General features: G+C 61.9%; 26 protein-coding genes. 17 read left to right on the top strand and 9 right to left on the bottom strand.

Annotation, left to right across the window (positions count from 1 at the left end; genetic code table 11):
- Positions 1–12: 12 nt before the first annotated feature.
- Both ribF and murJ read right to left on the bottom strand, forming a co-directional pair.
- Complete coding sequence (gene ribF, locus ACS5Q8_RS03900; protein ID WP_247396700.1) at positions 13–951, bottom strand: bifunctional riboflavin kinase/FAD synthetase; 939 nt, start codon at positions 949–951, stop codon at positions 13–15.
- A gap of 120 nt (positions 952–1,071) precedes the next feature.
- The gene (gene murJ / locus ACS5Q8_RS03895; protein ID WP_276196461.1) at positions 1,072–2,610 is read right to left on the bottom strand and encodes a murein biosynthesis integral membrane protein MurJ; all 1,539 of its coding nucleotides are present in this window, start codon (positions 2,608–2,610) and stop codon (positions 1,072–1,074) included.
- A gap of 253 nt (positions 2,611–2,863) precedes the next feature.
- Between murJ and rpsT the strand changes: the two genes are divergently transcribed.
- Entirely contained in the window at positions 2,864–3,142 is a 279-nt protein-coding gene (rpsT, locus tag ACS5Q8_RS03890; protein ID WP_029292043.1) for a 30S ribosomal protein S20, read from the top strand.
- 172 nt (positions 3,143–3,314) lie between these two features.
- On the opposite strand, the gene ACS5Q8_RS03885 is transcribed toward rpsT, so the two are convergent.
- Complete coding sequence (locus ACS5Q8_RS03885; RefSeq protein ID WP_276196460.1) at positions 3,315–3,800, bottom strand: FKBP-type peptidyl-prolyl cis-trans isomerase; 486 nt, start codon at positions 3,798–3,800, stop codon at positions 3,315–3,317.
- On the opposite strand from ACS5Q8_RS03885, the gene ACS5Q8_RS03880 reads away from it, so the two are divergent.
- The 3 genes from ACS5Q8_RS03880 to yihG all read left to right on the top strand — a co-directional run bounded on the left by ACS5Q8_RS03880 (position 3,799) and on the right by yihG (position 7,168).
- Positions 3,799–4,089, top strand: coding sequence for a DUF3565 domain-containing protein (locus tag ACS5Q8_RS03880; RefSeq protein WP_345894152.1), 291 nt, complete (start codon positions 3,799–3,801; stop codon positions 4,087–4,089). The two genes, ACS5Q8_RS03885 and ACS5Q8_RS03880, sit on opposite strands and share 2 nt — an antisense overlap.
- Positions 4,090–4,168: 79 nt before the next feature.
- Positions 4,169–6,268 carry a phosphate acetyltransferase gene (gene pta, locus ACS5Q8_RS03875; RefSeq protein ID WP_276196459.1) on the top strand — a complete coding sequence of 700 codons (2,100 nt, stop codon included), beginning with the start codon at positions 4,169–4,171 and terminating at the stop codon, positions 6,266–6,268.
- Positions 6,269–7,168, top strand: a complete 900-nt coding sequence (yihG, locus tag ACS5Q8_RS03870) for a 1-acylglycerol-3-phosphate O-acyltransferase, YihG family (RefSeq protein ID WP_276196458.1) — start codon at positions 6,269–6,271, stop codon at positions 7,166–7,168. It abuts the gene before it with no gap.
- 177 nt (positions 7,169–7,345) lie between these two features.
- Here yihG and cysN read toward each other — a convergent pair whose 3' ends face one another.
- The 3 genes from cysN to ACS5Q8_RS03855 form a co-directional block, all read right to left on the bottom strand.
- Positions 7,346–9,244 (bottom strand): sulfate adenylyltransferase subunit CysN, encoded by a 1,899-nt coding sequence (gene cysN / locus ACS5Q8_RS03865; protein ID WP_276196457.1) that lies wholly within the window; start codon positions 9,242–9,244, stop codon positions 7,346–7,348.
- A gap of 9 nt (positions 9,245–9,253) precedes the next feature.
- Positions 9,254–10,171, bottom strand: coding sequence for a sulfate adenylyltransferase subunit CysD (gene cysD / locus ACS5Q8_RS03860; RefSeq protein WP_010565604.1), 918 nt, complete (start codon positions 10,169–10,171; stop codon positions 9,254–9,256).
- Positions 10,172–10,454: 283 nt separating this feature from the next.
- A complete protein-coding gene (locus ACS5Q8_RS03855) occupies positions 10,455–11,213 on the bottom strand; it encodes a Nif3-like dinuclear metal center hexameric protein (protein WP_247397886.1) in 759 nt (252 codons plus the stop codon).
- Positions 11,214–11,315: 102 nt separating this feature from the next.
- On the opposite strand from ACS5Q8_RS03855, the gene algW reads away from it, so the two are divergent.
- Entirely contained in the window at positions 11,316–12,470 is a 1,155-nt protein-coding gene (gene algW, locus ACS5Q8_RS03850) for a Do family serine endopeptidase AlgW (protein ID WP_247397884.1), read from the top strand.
- A gap of 145 nt (positions 12,471–12,615) precedes the next feature.
- Here algW and hemH read toward each other — a convergent pair whose 3' ends face one another.
- Together hemH and ACS5Q8_RS03840 are read right to left on the bottom strand one after the other, a co-directional pair.
- Positions 12,616–13,641: a ferrochelatase gene (gene hemH, locus ACS5Q8_RS03845; protein WP_276196456.1), complete on the bottom strand. Its 1,026-nt coding sequence runs from the start codon at positions 13,639–13,641 to the stop codon at positions 12,616–12,618.
- A gap of 14 nt (positions 13,642–13,655) precedes the next feature.
- The gene (locus tag ACS5Q8_RS03840; RefSeq protein ID WP_276196455.1) at positions 13,656–14,555 is read right to left on the bottom strand and encodes a TIGR01777 family oxidoreductase; all 900 of its coding nucleotides are present in this window, start codon (positions 14,553–14,555) and stop codon (positions 13,656–13,658) included.
- 211 nt (positions 14,556–14,766) lie between these two features.
- Here ACS5Q8_RS03840 and ACS5Q8_RS03835 point away from each other — a divergent pair, with 211 nt between their 5' ends.
- The 12 genes from ACS5Q8_RS03835 to ACS5Q8_RS03780 all read left to right on the top strand — a co-directional run bounded on the left by ACS5Q8_RS03835 (position 14,767) and on the right by ACS5Q8_RS03780 (position 24,768).
- Positions 14,767–15,753: an NAD(P)/FAD-dependent oxidoreductase gene (locus ACS5Q8_RS03835; protein WP_276196454.1), complete on the top strand. Its 987-nt coding sequence runs from the start codon at positions 14,767–14,769 to the stop codon at positions 15,751–15,753.
- Positions 15,750–15,965: a TIGR02450 family Trp-rich protein gene (locus ACS5Q8_RS03830; protein WP_247407973.1), complete on the top strand. Its 216-nt coding sequence runs from the start codon at positions 15,750–15,752 to the stop codon at positions 15,963–15,965. Before ACS5Q8_RS03835 ends, ACS5Q8_RS03830 begins: the two co-directional genes overlap by 4 nt.
- Before the next feature lie 112 nt (positions 15,966–16,077).
- Entirely contained in the window at positions 16,078–17,043 is a 966-nt protein-coding gene (locus tag ACS5Q8_RS03825) for a YbgA family protein (protein ID WP_276196453.1), read from the top strand.
- Positions 17,044–17,058: 15 nt separating this feature from the next.
- Positions 17,059–17,988, top strand: a complete 930-nt coding sequence (locus ACS5Q8_RS03820) for a MerR family transcriptional regulator (protein WP_465159848.1) — start codon at positions 17,059–17,061, stop codon at positions 17,986–17,988.
- Entirely contained in the window at positions 17,989–19,434 is a 1,446-nt protein-coding gene (gene phrB, locus ACS5Q8_RS03815; protein WP_276196451.1) for a deoxyribodipyrimidine photo-lyase, read from the top strand.
- Positions 19,427–19,849, top strand: coding sequence for a nuclear transport factor 2 family protein (locus ACS5Q8_RS03810; protein WP_276196450.1), 423 nt, complete (start codon positions 19,427–19,429; stop codon positions 19,847–19,849). Before phrB ends, ACS5Q8_RS03810 begins: the two co-directional genes overlap by 8 nt.
- A complete protein-coding gene (locus ACS5Q8_RS03805) occupies positions 19,846–20,628 on the top strand; it encodes an SDR family NAD(P)-dependent oxidoreductase (protein ID WP_276196449.1) in 783 nt (260 codons plus the stop codon). Before ACS5Q8_RS03810 ends, ACS5Q8_RS03805 begins: the two co-directional genes overlap by 4 nt.
- The gene (locus ACS5Q8_RS03800) at positions 20,625–21,872 is read left to right on the top strand and encodes an NAD(P)/FAD-dependent oxidoreductase (RefSeq protein WP_443694222.1); all 1,248 of its coding nucleotides are present in this window, start codon (positions 20,625–20,627) and stop codon (positions 21,870–21,872) included. The genes ACS5Q8_RS03805 and ACS5Q8_RS03800 overlap by 4 nt, the downstream gene beginning before the upstream one ends.
- Positions 21,869–22,678: a DUF1365 domain-containing protein gene (locus tag ACS5Q8_RS03795; protein ID WP_276196447.1), complete on the top strand. Its 810-nt coding sequence runs from the start codon at positions 21,869–21,871 to the stop codon at positions 22,676–22,678. The genes ACS5Q8_RS03800 and ACS5Q8_RS03795 overlap by 4 nt, the downstream gene beginning before the upstream one ends.
- Complete coding sequence (locus tag ACS5Q8_RS03790; protein WP_276196446.1) at positions 22,665–23,936, top strand: SAM-dependent methyltransferase; 1,272 nt, start codon at positions 22,665–22,667, stop codon at positions 23,934–23,936. Before ACS5Q8_RS03795 ends, ACS5Q8_RS03790 begins: the two co-directional genes overlap by 14 nt.
- Entirely contained in the window at positions 23,929–24,408 is a 480-nt protein-coding gene (locus ACS5Q8_RS03785) for a DUF2878 domain-containing protein (protein WP_465159847.1), read from the top strand. The genes ACS5Q8_RS03790 and ACS5Q8_RS03785 overlap by 8 nt, the downstream gene beginning before the upstream one ends.
- A 54-nt stretch (positions 24,409–24,462) precedes the next feature.
- A complete protein-coding gene (locus ACS5Q8_RS03780; RefSeq protein ID WP_276196444.1) occupies positions 24,463–24,768 on the top strand; it encodes a YkgJ family cysteine cluster protein in 306 nt (101 codons plus the stop codon).
- 117 nt (positions 24,769–24,885) lie between these two features.
- Here ACS5Q8_RS03780 and ACS5Q8_RS03775 read toward each other — a convergent pair whose 3' ends face one another.
- On the bottom strand, positions 24,886–25,404 hold the full coding sequence (locus tag ACS5Q8_RS03775) for an acyloxyacyl hydrolase (protein WP_276196443.1): 519 nt from the start codon (positions 25,402–25,404) through the stop codon (positions 24,886–24,888).
- Positions 25,405–25,502 lie beyond the last annotated feature (98 nt).

Raw genomic sequence — 25,502 nt, 5'->3', positions numbered from 1 at the left:
AAGGCTCTTCGGTTAGCGATGGGCGCTAGGTGCGGCTAGGGCACGGGCGGCGGCGACATCCGCATTGATCGCCGTTTTCAACGCCTCAAGGGAGGCGAAACGCTGCTCTTCACGCAGCTTCTGGTGGAAAACCACCGTCAAACGCCGGTCATATAAATCCCCGGCAAAATCCAAAAGGTGAACTTCCAGGTGGGCCTTGCCATCACCTGCAACCGTGGGCCTGACGCCTATATTGGCGACTCCCGGCCACGATTGGCCGTCGATGTCGACACTCACCAGGTAAACCCCGGTCAGCGGCACACGACGGCGCTTGAGCTGCACGTTAGCGGTTGGCGTGCCCAGTTGGCGCGCCAGCTTCTGGCCGTGCAATACCCGCCCGACAATGCGGAACGGGCGACCGAGCAAACGCTCAGCCAAGGCGAAGTCGGCGGCAGCCAGGGCATTACGCACCTGGGTACTGCTCACGCGCAGGCCGTCCAGTTCGACGGTTTGCGCGGCTTCGACGGTAAAACCCTGGGTCACGCCAGCGTGTTGCAGGAAATCGAAATCGCCGACCCGGTCACACCCAAAGCGGAAGTCGTCGCCGACCTCCAGATGCTGCACGCCCAAGCCATCCACCAGGATACGGTCGACGAACTCGGCGGCGCTGAGGCTGCGCAAACGCTGGTTGAAGGCCAGGCACAGCACACGGTCCACGCCCTCCTCCGCCAACAGTTGCAGCTTGTCGCGCAAGCGGGCCAGGCGCGCCGGTGCCGTTTCCGGGGTAAAGAATTCCCGCGGCTGTGGCTCAAAAATCACCACGCAGCTGGGCACGCCCAACTCGACCGCACGCTCGCGCAGCCGGGCCAGGATAGCCTGGTGGCCACGGTGTACACCGTCAAAGTTGCCAATAGTGGCGACGCAGCCCCGATGCTGGGGGCGCAGGTTGTGGAGACCTCGAACCAGCTGCATAACGCGCTTCTTGCTCATAAAGTGGTCGATTATAACCACACCCGGCCCCGGATCACAGGCAACAGCGCAGGGCAAAACGGATGGAATCGATAAAACACCGGTTTTATCGCGGCAAACCCTCTAACCCAGCGCCTTGCGATTGAAATCCCGCAGGCGGAAACCTTGCAGCAGCAACATGCCGAAGTACACCACCACGCCCGCCACCACCAGCACGCCCAGGCGCAGGAAGCGCTCGAGCATATGGCCTTGATCCCAGGCCGGCATGAAGTGCATCAGGCCCAGCAATACCGCCGACATCATCGCCACCGCCACCAGCAGCTTGAGGGCAAATATCCCCCAGCCCGATTGCGGCTGGAACATCTGCTGTTTGCGCAGTTGGTAAAACAGCAGGCCGGCATTGATGCAGGCACCGGCGCTGATGGCCAAGGCCAGGCCGGCGTGGGCCAGCGGGCCGATAAACACCAAGTTGAGCAACTGCGTGACGATCAGCGTGAAGATCGCGATCTTCACCGGCGTGCGGATGTTTTGCTGGGCGTAGAAACCCGGCGCCAGCACTTTGATCACGATGATGCCGAGCAGACCGACGGAGTAGGCGATCAGCGCATGCTGGGTCATCAAGGCATCGTGCGCGCTGAATTGCCCGTACTGGAATAACGACACCGTCAGTGGCTCGGCCAGGATTCCCAGCGCCAGGGAACACGGCAACACCAGCACGAAGCACAGGCGCAAACCCCAATCGAGAATGCGCGAGTATTCCTGGCGGTCCTTGCTCGCGTAGGTACGCGCCAGCGTCGGCAGCAAAATCGTGCCCAGGGCCACGCCGAGGACGCCGGACGGCAGCTCCATCAAGCGATCGGCGTAATACATCCACGACACCGAACCGGACACCAGCAGCGACGCAAACGCGGTGTTGATGATCAGGGAAATCTGGCTGACCGACACCCCGAGGATCGCCGGCAGCATATTGCGCATCACGCGCCAGACGCCGGTGTCCTTGAGGTTCAGGCGCGGCAACACGAGCATGCCGATCTTTTTCAGGTGCGGCAGTTGGTAGAGCAATTGCGCCAGGCCACCGGCCAATACCGCCCAGCCCAGGGCCATGACCGGCGGATCGAAGTAGGGCGTGAGGAACAGCGCAAAAATAATCATGCTGACGTTAAGCAGGGTCGGCACGAACGCCGGCACCGAGAAACGGTTCCAGGTATTGAGGATGGCGCCGGCCAGGGAGGACAGGGAGATCAGCAATATATAGGGGAAAGTCACCCGCAGCAGATCAGTGGTCAGCGCGAATTTTTCCGGCGTATTGGCAAACCCGGGCGCCGTGGCCCAGATCACCCAGGGCGCGGCGAGCATGCCAACCAGGGTCACCAGCATCAGCACAAGGGTCAGCAGGCCCGAGACATAGGCGATAAATGTGCGGGTCGCCTCCTCGCCCTGCTGCGTCTTGTATTCCGCCAGGATCGGCACGAACGCCTGGGAAAACGCGCCCTCAGCGAAGACCCGCCGCAACAGATTGGGCAGTTTAAAGGCAATAAAGAACGCATCCGTGGCCATGCTGGCGCCAAAAATGCGCGCCAGCAGGGTGTCACGCACAAACCCCAAAACCCTGGAGATCATCGTGATTGAGCTGACGGCAGCCAACGATTTGAGCAGATTCATTGAAAGAGTTTGCGCCTATAGATAAAGAGCAGGCGAACTACGCGCCTACTTATGCGATACTGCGCGCCTGCAACAGCACAGCGCCAAAGCTCGCGAGTTTACAGGTCAAGCGCCGGAAATAAATCACCCGCCTCTTCAGATCGACCACTCAGCAGTTCGCATCAGCCGCCCTTGACAACCCATCAACTCATCGGCATGATTCGCGGCCTATTTTGTTTGCTATTTCCTAAAAAGTCTTTCGAGGAGCTCGACGGTGGCCAACACACCTTCCGCCAAAAAACGTGCAAAACAGGCTGAGAAGCGTCGCAGCCACAACGCCAGCCTGCGTTCCATGGTTCGTACCTACATCAAGAATGTAGTTAAGGCCATTGACGCAAAAGACGCTGAAAAAGCTCAAGCTGCTTACGTTCTGGCTGTGCCAGTTATCGACCGCATGGCCGATAAAGGCATCATCCACAAGAACAAAGCTGCTCGCCATAAAGGTCGTTTGAATGGCCACATCAAGGCTCTGAACCTTGCTGTTGCAGCCTAAGCGATAAACTGCCACGCCGGTTTACCTGCGTAACAGTTAAGAAATGCCCCGTACCGAAAGGTCCGGGGCATTTTTGTTTGGGCGCAATAAATCGCTGTTCTTTATTGCGCGCACAAAAAAAACGCCCCGAACCAGTCGGGGCGTTTTGGCTACCACCTGATCAACACATCAATCAGTGGTGATGACCGCCTTCACCGTGCACGTGGCCGTGGGCGACTTCTTCCTCGGAAGCCTCGCGGATGGCCACGATCTTCACTTGGAAGTTCAGGCGCTGACCTGCCAGAGGGTGGTTACCGTCGACGGTGACGTCGTCGCCGTCCAGGTCACGGATGGTCACGATCTGCATTTGGCCGTCCGGCGCGGAAGCGTGGAACTGCATGCCCACTTCCAGTTCGTCGACACCTTCGAACATGCTGCGGCTCAGGGTGCTGACCAGTTCGGCGGAGTATTCGCCGTAAGCATTTTCAGGCTCTACGACAACGGTCAGTTCATCACCGACGCTCTTGCCGACCAGAGCGTTTTCCAGGCCCGGGATAATGTTGCCTGCGCCTTGCAGGTAGACCAGCGGCGCGCCGCCGGCTGAGCTGTCGATGACCTCACCAGCGTCGTTGGTCAGGGTATAGTCGATGGAGACTGCCTTGTTAGCGGCGATCGTCATGGGGCGAGACCTTTTGCATAAGAATGAAGAACGGACAAGTCTAAACAAGGATTTGCCCGAAAGCGAACAGAACCCGGACGGACGGGGTCGATCAACGGTCGCCGTCATCCTCGGATTCCACCAGGACGACGACGGGCACTGGGTTGCCGAGCTGTCCTGCGGCCACACCCAACACCTGCGCCACCAGCCGCCCTGGCAATCGCGCACCTGGGTACTCGACCCCGCACACCGCCTGGAAAAAATAGGCCAGCCCTTTGCCTGCGGCTGGTGTGCGCAGGAGCGCGAATAACGATAACCTTGGCGCCTGATTCCCGGTAGGCACTCAACCATAGAGCGCCACCGAAGCCATGCACCTCCAGAGAATTCGCATGCAGACTTTTTTTATCGCGCCCACCGATTTTGGTGTGGGTCTGACCTCCATCAGCCTTGGGCTGGTGCGCACCCTTGAACGTGCCGGGCTGAAAGTCGGCTTCTTCAAACCGATTGCCCAGCCGCACCCCGGCGACACCGGCCCCGAACGCTCCACCGAGCTGATCGCTCGCACCCATGGCCTCAAACCGCCGCAGCCTCTGGGCCTGGCCCATGTCGAGCGGATGCTCGGCGACGGCCAGCTCGACGAGTTGCTCGAAGAAATCATCACCCTGTATCAGCAGGCCGCCGTGGGCAAGGACGTGCTGATCGTCGAAGGCATGGTGCCGACCCGCAGCGCCAGCTATGCGGCGCGGGTCAACCTGCACCTGGCCAAGAGCCTGGACGCGGAAGTGATCCTGGTCTCGGCGCCGGAAAACGAAGTGCTCACCGAACTCTCCGGCCGCGTGGAACTGCAGGCCCAGCTGTTCGGCGGCCCGAAAGACCCGAAAGTGCTCGGTGTGATCCTCAACAAGGTGCGCACCGATGAAAGCATGGAAGCCTTTTCGGCGCGCCTCAAGGAGCATTCGCCGTTGCTGCGCAGCGGGGATTTCCGCCTGCTCGGCTGCATTCCTTTCCAGCCCGAACTCAATGCGCCGCGTACCCGCGACGTCGCCGACCTGATGGGCGCGCAGATCCTCAACGCCGGTGATTATGAAACCCGGCGCATGACCAAAATCATCATCTGCGCCCGCACCATGCGCAACACCGTGGAACTGCTCAAGCCGGGCGTGCTGGTAGTGACACCGGGGGACCGCGACGACATCATCCTCGCCGTCAGCCTGGCCGCGATCAACGGCGTACCCCTGGCCGGCCTGCTGCTGACCAGCGACACCCTGCCCGACCCGCGCATCATGGACCTCTGCCGAGGCGCCTTTCAGGCCGGGCTGCCGGTGCTGTCGGTAAGTACCGGCTCCTACGAGACAGCGAACCTGCTCAACAGCCTGAACAAGGAAATCCCCATCGATGACCGCGAGCGCGCCGAGATCATCACCGATTTCGTCGCCAGCCACCTCGATGCGCGCTGGCTGCACCAACGCTGCGGCACGCCACGGGAGATGCGCCTGTCACCGGCGGTGTTCCGCTACCAGTTGATCCAGCGCGCCCAGGCCGCCAACAAGCGCATCGTCTTGCCCGAAGGCAGCGAGCCGTTGACCGTGCAAGCCGCCGCGATCTGCCAGGCCCGCGGCATTGCCCGCTGCGTGTTACTGGCCAAGCCGACGGACGTGGAAGCGGTCGCCCGCGCCCACGGCATCGAATTGCCCGAAGGCCTGGAAATTCTCGACCCGGACCTGATCCGCGAGCGTTATGTCGAACCGATGGTCGCGTTGCGCAAGAGCAAGAGCCTCAACGCGCCGATGGCCGAACAGCAACTTGAAGACACCGTGGTGATCGCCACCATGATGCTCGCGCTCGATGAAGTCGACGGCCTGGTCTCCGGGGTTATCCACTCCACCGCGAATACCATCCGCCCGGCCCTGCAACTGATCAAGACCGCGCCGGGCTGCACCCTGGTGTCGTCGGTGTTCTTCATGCTGTTCCCCGAACAGGTGCTGGTGTACGGCGACTGTGTGATGAACCCGCACCCGAGCGCCGCCGAACTGGCGGAAATCGCCCTGCAAAGCGCCGACTCGGCGGCGGCGTTCGGCATTACGCCACGGGTGGCGATGATCAGCTATTCCAGCGGTGAATCGGCCAGCGGCGAAGAAGTGGAAAAAGTCCGCGAAGCCACCCTGCTCGCCCATGAACAGCAAAGCTCGCTGCTGATCGACGGCCCGTTGCAATACGATGCCGCCGCCAACGAAACCGTCGCCCGGCAACTGGCACCCAACAGCCTGGTGGCGGGCAAGGCCACGGTCTTCGTATTCCCCGACCTGAACACCGGCAACACCACCCACAAGGCGGTGCAACGCAGCGCCGATTGCGTCAGCCTGGGGCCGATGCTCCAGGGCCTGCGCAAACCAGTGAACGACCTGCCGCGCGGCGCCCAGGTCGACGACATTGTGTACACCATCGCGCTGACCGCGATCCAAGCCGCCAACCGACCTATGGAGATCTAAATGCTGGATTTTCTACCTGCCGCCGTGCGCGGGGTGATCGCGTCGTTGCTGTTGGCGCTGAACACGATCCTGCTGTGTTCGTTCCTGTTCATCGTCGCGCTGTTCAAGGCACTGCCGTTCGCCAAGCGTTTCAGCGAATGGCTAATGAACCACACCCATGAAGCCTGGATCAGCAACAACAACGCGTGGATGAACCTGGTGCGGCGCACCCGCTGGCACCTTAAAGGCCTGGAAGGGCTGGACTACCAGCACTCTTATCTGGTGACCAGCAACCACCAGAGCTGGGTCGACATCATGGTGCTGCAATACGTGCTCAATCGACGGATTCGCCCGCTGAAGTTCTTTCTCAAGCAGGAGCTGATCTGGGTCCCGGTGATCGGCCTGGCCTGGTGGGCATTGGGCTTTCCGTTCATGAAGCGTTACTCCAAGGCCTACCTGGAAAAACACCCGGAGAAGAAAGGCAAGGACCTGGAAACCACCCGCAAGACCTGCGCGAAGTTTCGCGCCAACCCGGTGGGGATTTTCAACTTTGCCGAAGGCACACGCTTTACGCCGGGCAAGCATGCACAGCAGAACTCGCCCTTTCGCTACTTGCTCAAGCCCAAGGCCGGCGGTATTGCGTTTGTGCTGGATGCCATGGGTGAGCAGTTGAAGTCATTGGTCAATGTGACCATCCACTACCCCGCCGGGCGCCCCGGCTACTGGGACTTGTTGTGCGGGAATGTGCAGGACGTGGTGGTGCGGTTCGAAGAAGTGCCGATCCCGCCTGAGTTCATTGGCAAGAATTATGAGCAGGACGGGGAATATCGATTGGCGTTCCAGGGCTGGATCAATCGGTTGTGGGAAGAGAAGGATGCGCTTCTCAGCCAACTTCACACAGATTATCCAGACCGCCACTGATCAAAATGTGGGAGGGGGCTTGCCCCCGATAGCGGTGCTTCAGTCACCCGATGCAGTGACTGACACTCTGCAATCGGGAGCAAGCCCCCTCTCACATTTGACCAAGCCCGATCTTGAGAATGTAAAAAAGCCCGCCACCGATCACTCGGTGGCGGGCTTTTTTTGTGGCCGCGAGGTTTAGATCGCCCCACGCTGACGCAACAGCTCCAGCACTTGCTTGACGCTGTCTTCCAGCGACAGGGCCTGGGTGTCGATCACCAGATCGGCATTCAACGGCACGTCGTATGGGAAGGACTCGCCAGGGATGTTATCCCCACCGGCCGCGTACAAGCCTTGCGGATCACGCTCGGCGCACACCAGCGGTGAAGCCTGCACGTAGACCGTCAGCAAGCGATCGGCACCGATCAGCGCCTTGGCCTGTTCACGCCCTTCGGCATCCGGCGCAACGAACGCGGCCAGGGTCAGCAGGCCGGCTTCGTTGAACTGGCGTGCGACATGAGCCGCACGACGCCAGTTCTCGGTACGCCCGACACGGTCCTGCGGCAACCCTTTGTTCAGGTCGTGACGCAGGTTCTGGCCATCGAGTACAAACACTGCACGGCCCATGTCGAACAACTTGCGCTCAACCGCGTAGGCTAAGGTGCTTTTACCGGCGCCCGACAGGCCGCTGAACAACACGGTTGCCGGCTGTTGGCCGAAACGCTGGGCACGCTCTTCGGTGGCCACATGGGCCAACTTGCCGTGCTGCGCGGCGCTGCCGTGGACAACCGGCGGCGCGATGATCATGCCCGCGGCCACAGTGCCATTGGTCAAGCGGTCGATGACGATGAACGCGCCGGTGGTGCGGTTGCTCGCGTAACCGTCCAGGGCGACGGCGGCATCGAGGCTGACCTTGACCCGGCCGATCTCGTTCAACTGCAGCGAACTTGCCGGGCCTTCGGCCAGGGTGTTCACGTCCACACGATGCACGATGCTGGTGATGGAACCCGGCACGTAGCTGGTGGCGCGCTTGATGTCGTATTTCTTGCCCGGCAGCATCGGTTCTTCGGCCATCCATACCAGCATGGCGTCGAAGGCGTCGGTCACTTGCGGCATGTTATCGGCGTGCACCAACAGGTCGCCACGGGAGATGTCGATCTCGTCTTCCATGGTCAGGGTCACGGCCTGGCCTGGGCCTGCGTGCTCCAGTTCACCGTCGAAGGTGACGATGGATTTGACGCGGCTGCTCTTGCCCGACGGCAACACCACGACTTCGTCGCCCTTATGGACGATGCCGCTGGCCAGGGTGCCGGCAAAACCGCGGAAGTTCAGGTTCGGACGGTTGACGTACTGCACCGGGAAACGCAGGTCGGTGTAGTTGCGGTCGTTGGCGATCTCGACGGTCTCGAGGATCTCCATCAGCGACTGGCCGGTGTACCACGGCGAACGCTCGCTCTTGTTCACCACGTTGTCGCCCTTGAGCGCCGACATCGGTACGAACGCCATGGTGCTCGGCTTGAAGGCGATGCCGTCGGCGAACTTCAGGTAGTCGGCCTTGATCTGCTCGAACACACCTTCGTCGAAACCGTTGAGGTCCATCTTGTTGATGGCGACCACGATGTGCTTGATGCCCAGCAACGAGGCAATGAAGCTGTGGCGACGGGTCTGGGTCTGCACGCCGTAGCGCGCGTCGACCAGGATAATCGCCAGGTCACAGGTAGAGGCACCGGTGGCCATGTTGCGGGTGTACTGCTCATGGCCAGGGGTGTCGGCGATGATGAATTTACGCTTGGCGGTGGAGAAGTAGCGGTAGGCGACATCGATGGTGATGCCCTGCTCACGCTCGGCCTGCAGGCCGTCGACCAGCAACGCCAGGTCGATGTCGTCACCGGTGGTGCCGACCTTCTTCGAATCGCGGGTGATGGCTTCCAGGTGATCTTCGTAGATCATCTTGGAGTCGTGCAGCAGGCGCCCGATCAGGGTGCTCTTGCCGTCGTCGACGTTGCCACAGGTCAGGAAGCGCAACATTTCCTTGCGCTCGTGCTGGCCCAGGTAGGCGAGGATGTCCTCGCTGATCAAATCAGATTGATGCGACATGACAGCCCCTTAGAAATAGCCTTGACGTTTTTTATCTTCCATCGAGCCGGCACCATCGTGGTCGATGACCCGGCCCTGGCGCTCGGAAGTTCGCGTCAGGAGCATTTCCTGAATGATGTCCGTCAGCGTCTCGGCTTCGGACTCCACCGCGCCCGTCAACGGGTAGCAGCCAAGGGTACGGAAACGTACTTTCTTTTTGACGATTCGGGCTTTGTCTTCGTCGGACAGGTGCTCGAGGATGCGGTCGTCGTCGATCATGATCAACGTGCCGTTCTTCTCGATCACATCGCGCTCGGCGGCGAAGTACAGCGGTACGATCGGGATGCCTTCCAGGTAGATGTACTGCCAGATGTCCAGCTCGGTCCAGTTGGACAGCGGGAACACACGGATCGACTCGCCCTTGTTGACGTTGCCGTTGTAGACGTTCCACAGCTCCGGGCGCTGGTTTTTCGGGTCCCAGCGGTGCTTGCTGTCGCGGAACGAGTACACGCGCTCTTTGGCGCGGGACTTTTCTTCATCGCGACGGGCACCGCCGAACGCGGCGTCGAAACCATACTTGTCCAAAGCCTGCTTGAGGCCTTCGGTCTTCATGATGTCGGTGTGCTTGGCGCTGCCGTGGGTGAACGGGTTGATGCCCTGCGCCACACCGTCCGGGTTGACGTGGGTGATCAGGTCCAGGCCGAGTTCTTCAACCATGCGGTCGCGGAACGTGTACATCTCCTGGAATTTCCACTGGGTGTCGACATGCATCACCGGGAACGGCAGCTTGCCCGGGAAGAACGCCTTGCGCGCCAGGTGCAGCATCACGGCGGAGTCTTTACCGATCGAGTAGAGCATCACCGGGTTGTCGAACTCGGCGGCGACCTCGCGGATGATGTGGATGCTTTCCGCCTCCAGCTGTTTCAGATGCGTCAGTTTGTCGACCATGGCTACTCACGGAAAAACGATCTTATGGACGGCCAGCGGGCCGTGTTCGAGCGAGGCATGCTAGCACAGCACCTGCTTCTATTCAGGGCGCCAGCTAGATCGAAACGGTATATGGATATGCCCCGAGGTTTGGCGGCGATGGCCGGCCGAACGCGGTCAAATGTGGGAGTGGCGGTGCGACGATTCGACTTGCTCCCGATTGCAGTGTGCCATTCAACGCATTCATTGACTGAACCAACGCTATCGGGAGCAAGCCCCCTCTCACAGTTATTGGAGGTGTTCGTTAGATCGGGTTGGGGCAATCGATAAACAAATGCTCCAGGGCGAAACGCCGCGCCAGGTAATCGCCCAATGCCTGCACCCCGTAACGCTCGGTGGCGTGATGGCCGGCGGCGACAAAGCTGATGTCGTTTTCGCGGGCGCTGTGGAAGGTCTGCTCGGAGGCTTCGCCGCTCAGGTAAAGGTCGACGCCGGCCGCAATCGCCTGGTCGATGTAGCCCTGGCCACCACCGGTACACCAGCCGACGCGGCGGATCATCTGGCTGCCTTCGATCAACAGCGGCTCGCGCCCCAAGACGCTCTGCACGCGGTGGGCGAAGTCACGCGGCGACAGCGGTTCGGCGAGGGAGCCGACCAGGCCGACGATCTTGAGGTCGGCCGGGTCCAGCGGGCCTTCGACGGTGATGTCCAACTGCCGAGCCAGCTGGACGTTGTTGCCGACCTCGGCGTGCAGGTCCAGCGGCAGGTGGTAGGCCAACAGGCTGATGTCGTGCTTGAGCAGGGTCTTCAGGCGGCGCTGCTTCATGCCGGTGATGCACGGGTTTTCGCCCTTCCAGAAATAACCGTGGTGGACCAGCACCAGGTCGGCCTGGGCTTCAACGGCGGCGTCCAGCAATGCCTGGCTGGCGGTGACGCCGCTGACGATGCGCATCACCTGCGGGCGCCCCTCGACCTGCAGGCCATTGGGGCAGTAATCGGCAATTTTTGCGCTGCCAAGGTAGCGGTCCGCTTCCTCGACGAGGGTGCTCAAAGCAACGGCCATAAAAGACTCCTAAATATCCCGTTCCGAGGCGCTCGCAGCCTCGTATAATGCGCGACATTATGGGCGCTCTCCCGCCCCCTGCAACCTGTCAGGACTTACTTGATGCTCAAGGCACTGCGTTTTTTTGGGTGGCCATTGTTGGCTGGCGTGCTGATCGCGATGCTGATTATTCAGCGTTTCCCCCAGTGGGTGGGCTTACCGAGCCTTGATGTGAACCTGCAACAGGCCCCGCAAACCAACGCGGTGGTGCAAGGCCCGGTGACCTATGCCGACGCCGTGGTCATCGCGGCCCCTGCGGTGGTCAACCTGTACACCACCAAGGTCATCAACAAGCCGGCGCATCCTCTGTTCGAAGACCCGCAGTTCCGCCGCTATTTCGGCGACAACAGTCCCAAGCAGCGGCGCATGGAATCGAGCCTGGGGTCCGGTGTGATCATGAGCCCGGAAGGCTACATCCTCACCAACAACCACGTGACCACCGGTGCCGACCAGATTGTAGTGGCCCTGCGCGACGGCCGCGAAACCCTGGCTCGCGTCGTCGGCAGCGACCCGGAAACCGACCTCGCGGTGTTGAAGATCGACCTGAAAAGCCTGCCCGCCATCACCATCGGCCGCTCCGAAGGACTGCGGGTCGGCGATGTCGCGCTGGCCATCGGCAACCCGTTCGGCGTCGGCCAGACAGTCACCATGGGCATCATCAGCGCCACCGGGCGTAACCAGTTGGGCCTCAACAGCTACGAAGACTTCATCCAGACCGACGCCGCGATCAACCCCGGCAACTCCGGCGGTGCACTGGTGGATGCCAACGGCAACCTGACCGGCATCAATACGGCGATTTTCTCCAAGTCCGGCGGCTCCCAGGGCATCGGTTTTGCGATCCCGGTCAAGCTGGCGATGGAAGTGATGAAGTCGATCGTCGAGCACGGCCAGGTGATCCGCGGCTGGCTGGGGATCGAAGTGCAGCCGCTGACCAAGGAACTGGCCGAGTCGTTTGGCCTGACCGGACGCCCGGGCATCGTGGTCGCCGGGATCTTCCGCGATGGCCCTGCACAGAAGGCCGGCCTGCAATTGGGGGATGTGATCCTCAACATCGACGGCGAACCGGCCGGTGATGGCCGCAAGTCAATGAACCAAGTGGCGCGGATCAAGCCGACCGACAAGGTCACGATCCAGGTGATGCGCAACGGTAAAGAGCTCAATCTTTCGGCGGAAATCGGCCTGCGCCCACCGCCTGCGCCGGTGAAGGAAGAAGAATAACCTGCTGGCGCATTACAACGGCACAGACAACGTCACCGTGGCCCTGAACCTTCACCTGTGGGAGGGGGCTTGCCCCCGATAGCGGTACAACAGTCACCTCATCCAGTGCCTGACAGGCCGCTATCGGCAGCAAGCCCCTCCCACCTTACAGTGCCACCGGCGCGCGCTCACACAGGGTGTTAAGCGCCACCGCCCAGTGCTCGCTGTCATTCAAGCACGGCACCAGCACCAACTCCTCGCCGCCCGCTGCGCGAAATTGCTCCCGCCCGCGATCGCCAATCTCTTCCAGCGTCTCGATGCAGTCGGCGACGAACGCCGGGCACATCACCAGCAGCTTTTTCACGCCTTGCTGAGCCAACGCGTCCAGGCGTGCCTCGGTGTAAGGTTCGATCCACTTCGCCCGGCCCAGGCGCGACTGGAACGCCACCGACCATTTGCCGTCCGGCAGGCCCATGCGCTCGGCAAAGTTGCGGGCGACGCTGAAGCACTGCGCGCGGTAACACGTGGCAAGCACCTGCGGCGAGGCGTTGCGGCAGCAATCGGCATCCTTGAAGCAATGCGCGCCGGTAGGGTCGAGCTTGGTCAGATGACGCTCGGGCAGGCCGTGGAAACTCAGGAGCAAGTGATCGTAGTCCTGCTCCACATAGGGCCGCACGCTCGCCACCAGCGCATCGAGGTATTCCGGCTGATCGTAGAACGGTTGCAGGATCGAGAACTGCACCTTGAGCTTCTTGTCGCGCACCACCCGCCTGGCTTCTTCAATCACCGTGGTCACGGTGCTGTCGGCGAACTGCGGGTACAAAGGCGCCAGGGTGACCTTCTGAATCCCCTGGGCGGCCAGGCGCATCAGGGTCGTTTCAAGGGACGGCTCGCCATAACGCATCGCCAGCTCCACCGGGCCCTGGGTCCACTGCGCGGTCATCTGCTGCTGCAGGCGCTGGCTGAGCACCACCAGCGGCGAGCCCTCTTCCCACCAGATCGAAGCATAGGCATGGGCCGATTGCTCGGGGCGCTTGATCAGAATCAGCGACACCAACAAGCGCCGTACCGGCCACGGCAGGTCGATCACGTAAGGGTCCATCAGGAACTGATTGAGGTAGCTGCGCACATCGGCCACCGAAGTAGACGCCGGTGACCCCAGGTTGACCAGTAACAACGCGTGATCCGTCATGCAACATCCTATCTTTAGAGGCGGCCGGACAAGTCGTCCAAGGCCGCCTTCAACTCAGTGAACTGGAAAGTGAAACCGGCCGCCAACAGGCGCTCGGGCAAAGCCTTCTGGCCGCCCAGCAACAAGCCGGACAACTCACCCAACCCGACCTTCAACACGAAGGCCGGCATGGGCATGAACGCCGGGCGGTGCAACACCTGGCCCAACGTCTTGGCAAACTCGCGGTTACGCACGGGGTGCGGCGCGCAGGCATTATAGGGACCGCTGGCGTCGCGCTGGTGCAGAAGAAAATCTATCAGCGCGATTTGATCGTTGATATGCACCCACGGCATCCACTGCCGACCACTACCGATCGGCCCGCCCAGTGCCAGCTTGAACGGCAGCAACAGCCGCGACAAAAAGCCGCCCTCGGCCGCCAGCACCAGCCCGGTACGCACCAGCACCACGCGAATGCCCAGGGCTTCGGCGCGCTGGGCGGTTTCTTCCCAGGCGACACACAACTGGCTGGGGAAGTCGTCCTGCACCGGGCCGCTGGCTTCGGTCAGTTCACGCTCGCCGCCGTCGCCGTACCAACCCACGGCAGAACCCGAAATCAACACCGCCGGTTTCTCCGCCAGGCTTTCCAGCCATGCCAGCAGGGTTTCGGTCAGGCTGATGCGGCTGCTCCACAGCAGCGCCTTGCGTTTATGCGTCCAGAGGCGATCGGCGATCGGCGCGCCGGCCAGATTAATGACCGCGTCCACCGGGCCGATAACCTCTTGCAGGCTGGCGACACCGCGCACCGCATCGCCACACAACCTGGCGACCTGTTCAGGGTGACGGCTCCACACCGTCAGGCGATGCCCTTGCGTCAGCCAATGTTGGCAAAGTTGACGGCCGATCAGGCCGGTACCGCCGGTCAGCAAAATGTGCATGGGATCTTCCTCATGTAACGTTCGCCACCGATCACTGGTCTATTTTATATGCAGGGATCATTTGTAATCGGGCGTGACATTGATTTAAGCCTCAGCTTTAACCATAGGTCATGCCAAACGATCAGGTACGCCAAAACTTATACCAAAAAACAATATTGTACAGCTATTGGTGTCGGCGTAGTCTGTACCCAACGGTAAAACGAGGCCTCCCATGACTGTCCCCATCGCGATCATCGGCACCGGCATCGCCGGTCTCTCCGCCGCCCGAGCGTTACGAGACGCCGGGCACGTTGTACAACTCTTCGATAAAAGCCGCGGCAGTGGTGGCCGCATGTCCAGCAAGCGCAGCGACGCCGGCGCACTGGACATGGGCGCCCAGTACTTCACCGCCCGCGACCGGCGCTTTGTCAACGAAGTGCAACGCTGGCAAAGCAACGGCTGGGCCGAGCAATGGAAGCCACAGCTGTATAACTTCAAGTCCGGCCAACTCACGCCCTCCCCCGACGAACAGATTCGCTGGGTCGGCACGCCGCGCATGAGCGCCATCACCCGCGCCCTGCTCGACGACCTGCCGGTGCAGTTCGGCTGCCGTATCACCGAAGTGTTCCAAGGCAAACACCACTGGAACCTGCTGGACGCCGACGGCGGCAACCACGGTCCGTTCAGCCACGTCATCATCGCCACCCCCGCCCCGCAAGCAACCGCCCTACTGGCCGACGCACCGAAGCTGGCAAGTGCCGCCGCCGGCGTGAAGATGGACCCCACCTGGGCCATCGCCCTGGCCTTCGACAAGCCGCTGGAAACTCCGATGGAAGGCTGCTTCGTGCAAGACAGCCCGCTCGATTGGCTGGCGCGCAACCGCAGCAAACCGGGGCGCGACGCCTCCCTCGACACCTGGGTGCTGCACGCAACCAGCGCCTGGAGCAAGGAGCACCTGGACCTGTCCAAGGAAGCGGTGATCGAGCACCTGCACGGTGCCTTCGCCGAACTGCTGCACAGCGCGATGCCTGCGCCCTCGTTCAGCCTGGCGCACCGCTGGCTTTACGCACGACCGTCCAGCGCCCATGAATTCGGCGTGCTGGCTGACGCCGACCTGGGCCTGTACGTCTGTGGCGACTGGTGCCTGTCGGGCCGCGTCGAAGGTGCCTGGCTCAGTGGCCAGGAAGCCGCGCGACGCTTGATCGAGCACCTGCAATGAACCGCATCAACCCGACCAAATTGCTGCTGTCGAAGTGGACAGCAGCACACCCGCGCAACAAGGAAAAACACTTCCTGGTCACCGAACTGTTTTGTGATGAAGAAGGCACCGTGCTCGACATCGAGCTGCAAGCCGTCATGACCAAGCGCGGTGAACGCCTGCCCTGGCAAACCCTGCAAAACGCCGAGGACTGGCGAATCGGCTGGAAATAGCCTTCACGCAAATACTTGTACAAAATATTTGACTTGTACAGCATCAGACCTATGATGATGTTTAGCTGTACACGGTTATTTATTTGTACAGGAATCTTGCAGAGGTTTGGCCATGTCCAGCACCACGTCCATCAAGCCGAAGATTGGTATCAGCGCCTGCCTGCTGGGCGAGAACGTGCGTTTTAACGGCGGCCATAAGCAATCGCAACTCTGCAGCGAAGTGCTCGCCGAGTACTTCGACTTTCTGCCGTTGTGCCCGGAAGTGGCTATCGGCCTGGGTATTCCTCGGGAAACCATTCGCCTGGTGGGCGATGCCGCAGCCCCTCAAGCCGTCGGCACCGTGCATCGCGAACTGAATGTCACTGCGCCGCTGGGCGAATACGGCGAAAAGATGGCCGCCGAGCACACCGACCTGAGCGGCTACATCTTTATGCAAAAGTCGCCGTCCTGCGGCCTGGAACGGGTCAAGGTCTACCGTGAAAACGGCGCACCGGTGGACGGCGGCGGGCGTGGCATCTACGCCCAGGCCTTTTGCGCACGCCACCCCAACCTGCCCGTGGAAGAAGACGGTCGTCTGAATGACCCGGTGCTGCGGGAAAACTTCCTGACCCGCGTCTTCGTCTACGCCAGTTGGCAACAATTGCTCGGCGAAGGCCTGACCCGCCATCGCCTGCTGGCTTTTCACGCGCGCTACAAGTACCTGCTGATGGCCCACAGCCCGGCGCATTACAAAAGCCTCGGCAACCTGCTCGGCAGCATGGCCAGGGGCGAGGACCTCGACGCGCTGGGCGCCGATTATTTCAGCGCGCTGATGAGCGGGCTGAAAAAGTGCGCCACCCGCGGCACCCACACCAATGTGCTGCAACACATCAGCGGTTACCTCAAGCAGGCCATCAGCGCCGACGATAAGCAGGAAATGCAAACCGTGATCGGCCAATACCGCCAAGGCATCGTGCCGCTGGTGGTGCCGCTGACCTTGCTCAAGCACCACTTTCGCCTCCACCCGGACCGCTACATCGCGCAGCAGGCCTACTTGCAGCCGCACCCGGAAAATCTCAGCCTGCGTAATGCGATCTAAACCATGAAAAGCCTCATGACAGCAGCCATGCAAGACGACCCCGGCGAAGATCTCGTCCAAGCCCTCGAAGACGGCTGGCTGCCGATTCGTGAAGTGGCGCGCCAGACCGGCGTCAACGCCGTGACCCTGCGCGCCTGGGAACGCCGCTATGGCCTGATCGTGCCGCAGCGCACGCCCAAGGGCCACCGGCTGTTCAGCCACGACCATGTGCAACGCATCAACACCATCCTCACCTGGCTCAATCGCGGCGTGCCGGTCAGTCAGGTGAAAAACCTGATCGACTCCGCGCACGTCGCCCCCGACGCCGTCGAAAACGAATGGCACACCCTGCGCCAGACCCTGGTGCAGGCGATCAGCGAACTGGCCGAACGCCGGGTCGACGACGCCTTCAACCAGGCCATGGCGCTCTACCCGCCGCGCACCCTGTGCAAACAACTGCTGCTGCCGCTGCTCAGCGAACTGGAGCAACGCTGGCAGGGCCAATTCGGCGCGCAGATGGAACGGGTGTTCTTCCTGTCCTGGTTGCGCAGCAAGTTCGGCGCGCGGATCTATCACAACAATCGCCAACTGCAGGGTGCGCCGCTGCTGCTGGTGAATCATTCCGACCTGCCGCTGGAGCCGCACCTGTGGCTCAGCGCGTGGCTGGCCAGCAGCGCCGATTGCCCGGTGGAAGTCTTCGACTGGCCGCTGCCAGCCGGCGAACTGGCGCTGGCGGTGGAGCACCTGCAACCACGGGCGGTGCTGCTGTATTCGAGCCAGGCACTCCATCTGTCGGCACTCGCAAAACTTCTGGGCGGCATCCGCTGCCCAAAATTGATCGTCGGCCCAACGGTATGCATCCACCAGGCCGAGTTGACGGTATTGACCGGCGATATCCCTGAATTGTTCGTCGCCGAAGACCCATTGTCGGCTCACCAGATACTGATCCAGCGTGGACTTCTTTAAATGCATTTGATCTGGCTGCGCACCGACCTGCGCCTGCATGACAACACCGCCCTGGCCGCCGCGAGCCAGCGCGGCCCGGTGGCGGCGGTGTACCTGGTTACCCCGCAGCAATGGCTGGCCCACGACGACGCACCGTGCAAGGTCGACTTCTGGCTGCGCAACCTGCAGCACTTGAGCCAGGCCCTTGGCGCACTGAATATTCCCTTGCTGATCCGCTCTGCCCCGACCTGGGACCAGGCGCCCGCCGTGCTCGGCCAACTGTGCCGGGAACTGTCGGTCGAGTCGGTACACGTCAACGAGGAATACGGCATCCACGAAAGCCGTCGCGATGCGGCGGTGGCCAAGGCCCTGGAAGCCGAAGGCGTGAGCTTCCACCGTTACCTGGACCAATTGCTTTTCCAGCCCGGCAGCGTGCTGACCAAGACCGGCACCTACTTCCAGGTATTCAGCCAGTTCCGCAAGGTCTGCTACGCGCGCCTGCACAGCGCCGTGCCGCGCTTGGTGGCAACGCCCAAGGCTCAAGCGGCCCTCGCGCTGAACAGCGACCCGGTGCCGCAACAGGTCGACGGTTTCGAAGCCCCGAGCGAGACGCTGCGCGCCCTCTGGCCCGCCGGTGAAGACGAAGCGCGCCGCCGCCTCGACGCGTTCGCCGAGCAGCAGATCAGCTACTACAAGGACGAACGCGACTTCCCGGCCAAGCCCGGCACCAGCCAGCTTTCCGCGTACCTCGCGGCGGGCGTGGTTTCGCCGCGCCAGTGCCTGCATGCCGCGTTACAGAGCAACCAGGGCGAGTTCGAAAGCGGCGACATCGGCACAATCACCTGGATCAACGAACTGCTCTGGCGTGAGTTCTACAAGCACATCCTGGTGGGCTACCCGCGGGTGTCCCGTCACCGCGCCTTCCGCCCCGAAACCGAGGCGGTGGCCTGGCGCGACGCGCCCAAGGACCTCGCCGCCTGGCAGCAGGCACGCACCGGTTTGCCGATCATCGACGCCGCCATGCGCCAACTGCTGGACACCGGCTGGATGCACAACCGCCTGCGCATGGTGGTGGCGATGTTCCTGACCAAAAACCTGCTGATCGACTGGCGCGAAGGCGAGCGCTTCTTCATGCGCCACCTGATCGACGGCGACCTGGCGGCCAACAATGGCGGCTGGCAGTGGAGCTCCTCGACCGGCACCGATTCGGCGCCGTATTTCCGGATTTTCAGCCCGCTGAGCCAGTCGCAAAAATTCGACGGCGACGGCGTGTTCATCAAGCACTGGCTGCCGCAACTGGCGGCGCTGAATAAAAAGGACGTACACGACCCGCAGGCTGCCGGCGGCCTGTTCGGCGTAGCCGATTACCCGCGTTCGATTGTCGACCTGAAACACTCCCGCGAACGGGCATTGGCGGCGTTCCGCAGCCTGCCGTCGCGCCAAGCAGTGGGAGCCGAATATGAGTGACTTCCTGCGCCGCTTCGCCCAGGCCTTTGCCTCTCTGGACAAGCACAACCTGCACCTGCTCGACAGCCTGTACAGCAAGGACATCGCCTTCACCGACCCGCTGCACGACGTGCATGGGCTCACGGCGCTGCACCAGTATTTCGCGCAGCTGTACGGTAACGTCAGCCAGTTGCGCTTCGACTTCCACGGCTTCGACCAGGTCGCCGAAGGCGAAGGTTACCTGCGCTGGAAAATGAGCTTTTGCCACCCGCGCCTGGCCAAGGGCAAGGTCATCCGGGTGGAAGGCTGCTCGCACCTGATGTGGCGCGACAAGGTGTACCGCCATCGGGATTATTTCGATGCCGGCGCGATGCTTTACGAACACTTGCCGGTCGTCGGCCGTGTGGTCAGTTGGCTGAAAAGGAGAATCGGATGAGCCTCACACCAGCCCGTCGTTATTGGCTGACCGGCGCCAGCAGTGGCATCGGCGCCTCCCTCGCTGTGGAGCTGCTCAACAGCGGCGCCCACGTGGCCCTGAGTGCGCGCACCAAAGGCCCGCTGCAAGCGCTCGCCCAACGCTTTCCCGGCCAAGTGCTGATCGTGGCCGGCGACTTGACCAACAGCCAGACCGTGCGCGAAATCGGCGAACACATCGCCCAGGTCTGGGGGGCGCTGGACACAGTGATCCTCAACGCTGGCACCTGTGAATATGTCGATGCCAAGCAATTCGACGCGTCGATCATCGAGCACGTGGTACGCACCAACCTGCTCGCCAGCAGTTATTGCATCGAAGCCGCGCTGCCACTGTTGCGCGCCGGGCGCACGCCGCACCTGGTGGGCGTGGCCAGCGCCGTGACCTACCTGCCGATGCCGCGCGCCGAAGCCTATGGCGCGTCTAAGGCCGGGTTGCGCTACCTGTTCGAATCCCTGCGCATCAGCCTGTCGCCGGAAAACATCGACGTCACCGTGATCAGCCCGGGTTTTGTCGACACGCCGCTGACCGAGCGCAATGACTTCCCGATGCCCATGAGCTGGTCTGCCGACAAGGCGGCACGGTATATCTTCGCCAAGCTGAACAAGCGTCCGCTGGAGATCGCCTTCCCGGCGATGCTCATCGCCACCCTGTGGCCGCTGTCGAAACTGCCGAATCGCGCGCAACTGATCATCGGCAAACGCATGCTGCGTAGCCCGCCGCCGAAAAAGGACGACCTGTGAAGATCGCCATTATCGGCAGCGGTATTGCCGGACTGACCAGCGCCTACCTGCTCAGCCGTAGCCACGACATCACCCTGTTCGAAGCGGGCGACCGCATTGGTGGGCACACCCACACGGTCAACGTGACCGTCGAGGGTAAACGCTATGCGGTGGACACCGGCTTTATCGTATTCAACGACTGGACCTACCCCAACTTCATCCGCCTGCTGGGGCAGATCGGCGTGACGTTCAAACCCACCGAGATGAGTTTTTCGGTGTGCGACCAAAGCACCGGGTTCGAGTACAACGGCAACACCCTCAACAGCCTGTTTGCCCAGCGGCGCAATCTCCTGTCGCCAGGGTTCTGGGGCATGTTGCGCGATATTTTGCGCTTCAACCGCGAGGCGCCGCTGGACCTGCAAGCGCAACGCATCAGCGCCGACATGACCCTGGGCGACTACCTCGACGCCGGCGGCTACGGCCCGCGATTCATCCGGCATTACATCGTGCCAATGGGCGCGGCGATCTGGTCGATGTCGCTGGCGGACATGCTCGGTTTCCCCTTGCAGTTTTTTGTGCGCTTCTTCAAGAACCACGGTTTGCTGTCGGTGAGCAACCGCCCGCAATGGTGCGTGATCGAGGGCGGCTCAAGCAGTTACATCGAACCCCTGACCCGCGGCTTTCGTGAACATATTCGCCTCGACTGCCCCGTGCATCGGGTCGAGCGCGCCGCAGACGGCGTGATTATCCACAGCGCCGCCGGCACCGAAGCCTTCGACAAAGTCGTGTTCGCCTGCCACAGCGACCAGGCGCTGGCCCTGCTGGGCGACCCGAGCAGCGCCGAGCAGCAGATCCTCGGCGCCCTGCCCTACGCCGACAACGACGTGGTGCTGCACACCGACACGCGCCTACTGCCCGACCGCAAACTGGCCTGGGCCAGTTGGAACTACCGGCTCAGCGGCAACGCGCAGACCCAGGCGGCGGTGACCTATGACATGAACATCCTGCAAGGCATCGACAGCGCCACGACCTTTTGCGTCAGCCTCAACCAAACGTCAATGATCAACCCGCTGAAGATCCTCGCCCGCTACACCTATGCCCATCCGCAATACAGCCTGGCGGCCGTGGCCGCGCAAGCGCGCTGGGAAGAGTTGTGCGGCGCGCAGCACACCTACTATTGCGGCGCCTATTGGGCCAACGGTTTCCATGAAGACGGCGTGGTCAGCGCCTTGCGCGTGGCCCGCGCGCTTGGAGAAGCCCTGTGAACAGCGCCCTGTACAGCGGCTGGATCGCCCATCGACGGTTTGCGCCCAAGGCCCATGCCTTTCGTTACCGCATCGGCTTGCTGTACCTGGACTTAAGCGAACAGGACGAAGTGCTCGGGCTCTCGCCCCTGGCCGGCGCCGGTCGCCTGGCCGCCTTCGGCTTTCGCCAGCAGGATTACCTGCGTGAATTCACGCGCCACGGTATGAGCTTGACCGATGCCGTGCGCCAGGAAGTCGGCAAGGCGCTGGGGCGCACCCCCCAGGGCGTTATCTGCCTACTGACCCAGGCCCGCAGTTGGGGCCTGGCTTTTAACCCGGTGAGTTTCTTCTACTGCTTCGAGGCCGACGGACAATTGGCCGCGATCCTGTGTGAAGTGACCAACACCCCATGGCGCGAACGCTATCACTACGTGCTGCCGGCCCTGGCGCTGGACGCGGGTGAACATCAGCATTTCGCCGTGGCCAAGGCGTTTCATGTGTCGCCGTTCCTGCCGCGCGACTTGGAATACCGCATGAGCTTCAGCCCGCCCGCTGCCAGGCTTGGCGTACACATGGCCGATTGGCAGGGCGATCAAAAAGTCTTCGACGCCACCTTGAGCCTGCACCAGGAAACGCTCAACCGCGCCAGCCTGCACCGCTACCTGTGGCGCTTCCCCTGGATGACCGCCAAGACCTGCCTGGCGATTTATTGGCAGGCCCTGCGCCTGTTGCTCAAACGCACACCGATTTTCCCCCATCAGGCCGCCGATGGCGCCTCTCGCACCGCAGTCGGGTACACCAAGGATCGCCGCCATGAAATCCCCTAACTTATCGGTCAAGGCCAACCGCCTGAACGTCAACGGCGTGACCACCGCACTGCTGCGCAAGGCCGTGTTGCGTCAACTCAGCCAATTGCGCCACGGTCAGTTGGTGCTGGTCGAGGACGGCGAACGCCAAGTGTTCGGCGCCCGCGAAGCGCACCTGCTGGGGGAAATCCAGATCCTCGATTCGGCGGTGTGGGGGCTGGTGGCGGCCAACGGTTCAATCGGTGCCGGCGAAGCGTTTATCCACGGGTATTGGAGCAGCCCGGACCTGACTGCGGTGGTGCGTGTGATGGTCAGCAACCTGGAAGTACTCGACGCACTGGAGGGTGGCCTGGCCAAACTGGCGCGGCCGTTCACCCAAGGCTTGCATTGGCTCAACCGCAATACGCGCAAGGGTTCACAGAAAAACATCGCCGCTCACTATGACCTGGGCAACGATCTGTTCGAAGAATTCCTCGACCCGACCATGATGTATTCGGCGGCGCAGTTCCTGAGCCCCGAAGACACCCTGGAACAGGCGCAACTGAACAAACTGGAGCGCATCTGCCAGAAACTCTCGCTTAAACCCACCGACCATCTGCTGGAGATCGGCACCGGCTGGGGCAGCATGGCGCTGTATGCAGCGCGCCACTATGGCTGCAAGGTCACCACCACGACCTTGTCCCGGGAGCAGTTTATCTACACCCAGCAACGCATCAGCGACATGGGGCTGCAAGACCAGGTAACGCTGTTGCTGCAGGACTACCGAGACCTGAGCGGCCAATATGACAAGCTGGTGTCCATCGAAATGATCGAAGCGGTGGGCCATCGCTTCCTGCCGACCTACTTCAAACAGTGCGCCCACCTGCTCAAGAGCGATGGCCTGATGCTGCTGCAAGCCATCACCATCCGCGAGCAACGCTTTGAACAGGCCAAGAACAGCGTCGACTTTATCCAGCGCTATATTTTCCCCGGCGGCGCCCTGCCCTCTGTGCAGAACATGCTGCAGATTGTCAGCCGCGACACCGACATGAACCTGCTGCACATGGAAGATTTCGGCCTGCATTACGCGCGAACCCTGCGCTTGTGGCATGAGAACTTTCGCCGAGCCCACGGCCGCCTCATGGAATTGGGCTACGACGAATACTTCCTGCGGTTGTGGGAGTTTTACCTGTGCTACTGCGAAGGCGGCTTTATGGAGCGCACCATCGGCACCGCGCAGTTGCTGCTGGCCAAGCCGGCAGCCATCAACCCGCCGTTGCTCGGGCGTTTCAGTGCTTAAACCGCTGGCGAATGCCGTGCTGTTCCAGTGCGGCTGGTTTGCGTGCGTGTTGGGCGGCGACAGCGCATGGTTATTGGTCGGACTGGCCGTCCTGGCGCTCCACCTGCTGTGGATCAGTTCGTGGGCCGAGGACGGCGCGCTGATCGTCGGCGTGATGCTCGCGGGCACGCTGCTGGATAGCGCGCTACGTGCGGCAGGGGTATTCCAGTTCGGTGAGCCGGGCCCGCTGATTCCCTTTTGGCTGATGTTGCTGTGGGCATTGCTGGCCACCACGTTGCGCCATTGCCTGGCCTGGACGGCTCGCCCCTGGTGGCGCGCGGCGCTGCTCGGGGCACTCGGCGGGCCGCTGTCTTATTACGCGGGCAGTCAACTGGCGGGGGTGCAGTTCGGTTACGGCGTGACGCCAACCCTGGCCGGCCTGGCGCCGCTGTGGGCGCTGCTATTCGTCGGATTGCAGCGGCTGGCCCGTTAACGTCTGTCAGCCCTTTCACACCTGCGGCACCCGCTTGCCTTACACTGCGCGCCTATGACCAACATCCCCCATACCCAAATCACCGACCCCGTCGTCACCTGCTCGACGTGCGCGGCCTGCTGCTGCCAGCTGGAAGTCATGCTGATCACCGACACGGGCGTGCCCGAGCGCTATATCGACACCGATGATTGGGGCGGCGAAGTCATGCTGCGCCTGGACGACGGCTGGTGCGCGGCGCTGGATCGCAACACGATGATGTGTACGATTTATGAGCGTCGGCCGCTGATTTGCCGGGAGTTCGAGATGGGCGCACCGGAATGCCTGACCGAGCGCGAAGGGATAGCGACGGCTTACCGCTGATCTCAATGTGGGAGGGGGCTTGCTCCCGATAGCCGTGGGTCAGTTGGCAAATTCTGCGACTGACACTGCGCTATCGGGGGCAAGCTCCCTCCCACAGGGTTTTGCAGGGTTCTGAAGTTACAGCGGCATCGTGTAGTGCAACGAGTAGCTTTCTACGCCGTCGTTATGGTCGCTGATTCCGGCGTTGGAATAATGCAACGCCCGAATGCCCACTTCATGCCCGCCGTTAAAGCGCAAACCGAAGCCCAGGCGGTCTTCGAACTGGAAAGCCTGGCCAAGGTTGTTGTCTTCCAGCCGCGTGCGGGAAAACGCCGCCACCCCGATCCCGGCCTCGATGTAAGGCTTTACCGACTCCCCGGCGAACTCGTACACAAACACCGGCGAGAACGACAGGCTGCTCGCGCCTGCACGGTGATCACCTTCCCAATAGGTGTAAGCGCCACTCCAATAGCCGGTCAGGCGACCGACGTCGCTCTGCATCCAGCTCTTGTCCCAATCCGACGTCAGCCCCAATCGATAGGTGAGCGTCGAATCACTGGTGGCCCCCAGGCCAAACTCAAGACCGGCGGCCTGCGCCGAAAAAGAGTGTCCCACCACAACGGCTGCAATCGCAGCCAAACAGAACAAGCGCTTCATATAGAAACATCCTTTCCGATCGAAGTTATAGGGTTTTACACAGACAATCTCACCTATAGAAGCCAACGCAGTGCCAGACGTTCAGCGTCTAACGGCGA

It is taken from the genome of Pseudomonas sp. PAMC25584 (genome assembly GCF_058135675.1).
Note: the sequence above shows the minus strand (reverse complement) of the source record. Positions and strands in the feature narration are given on the sequence as shown.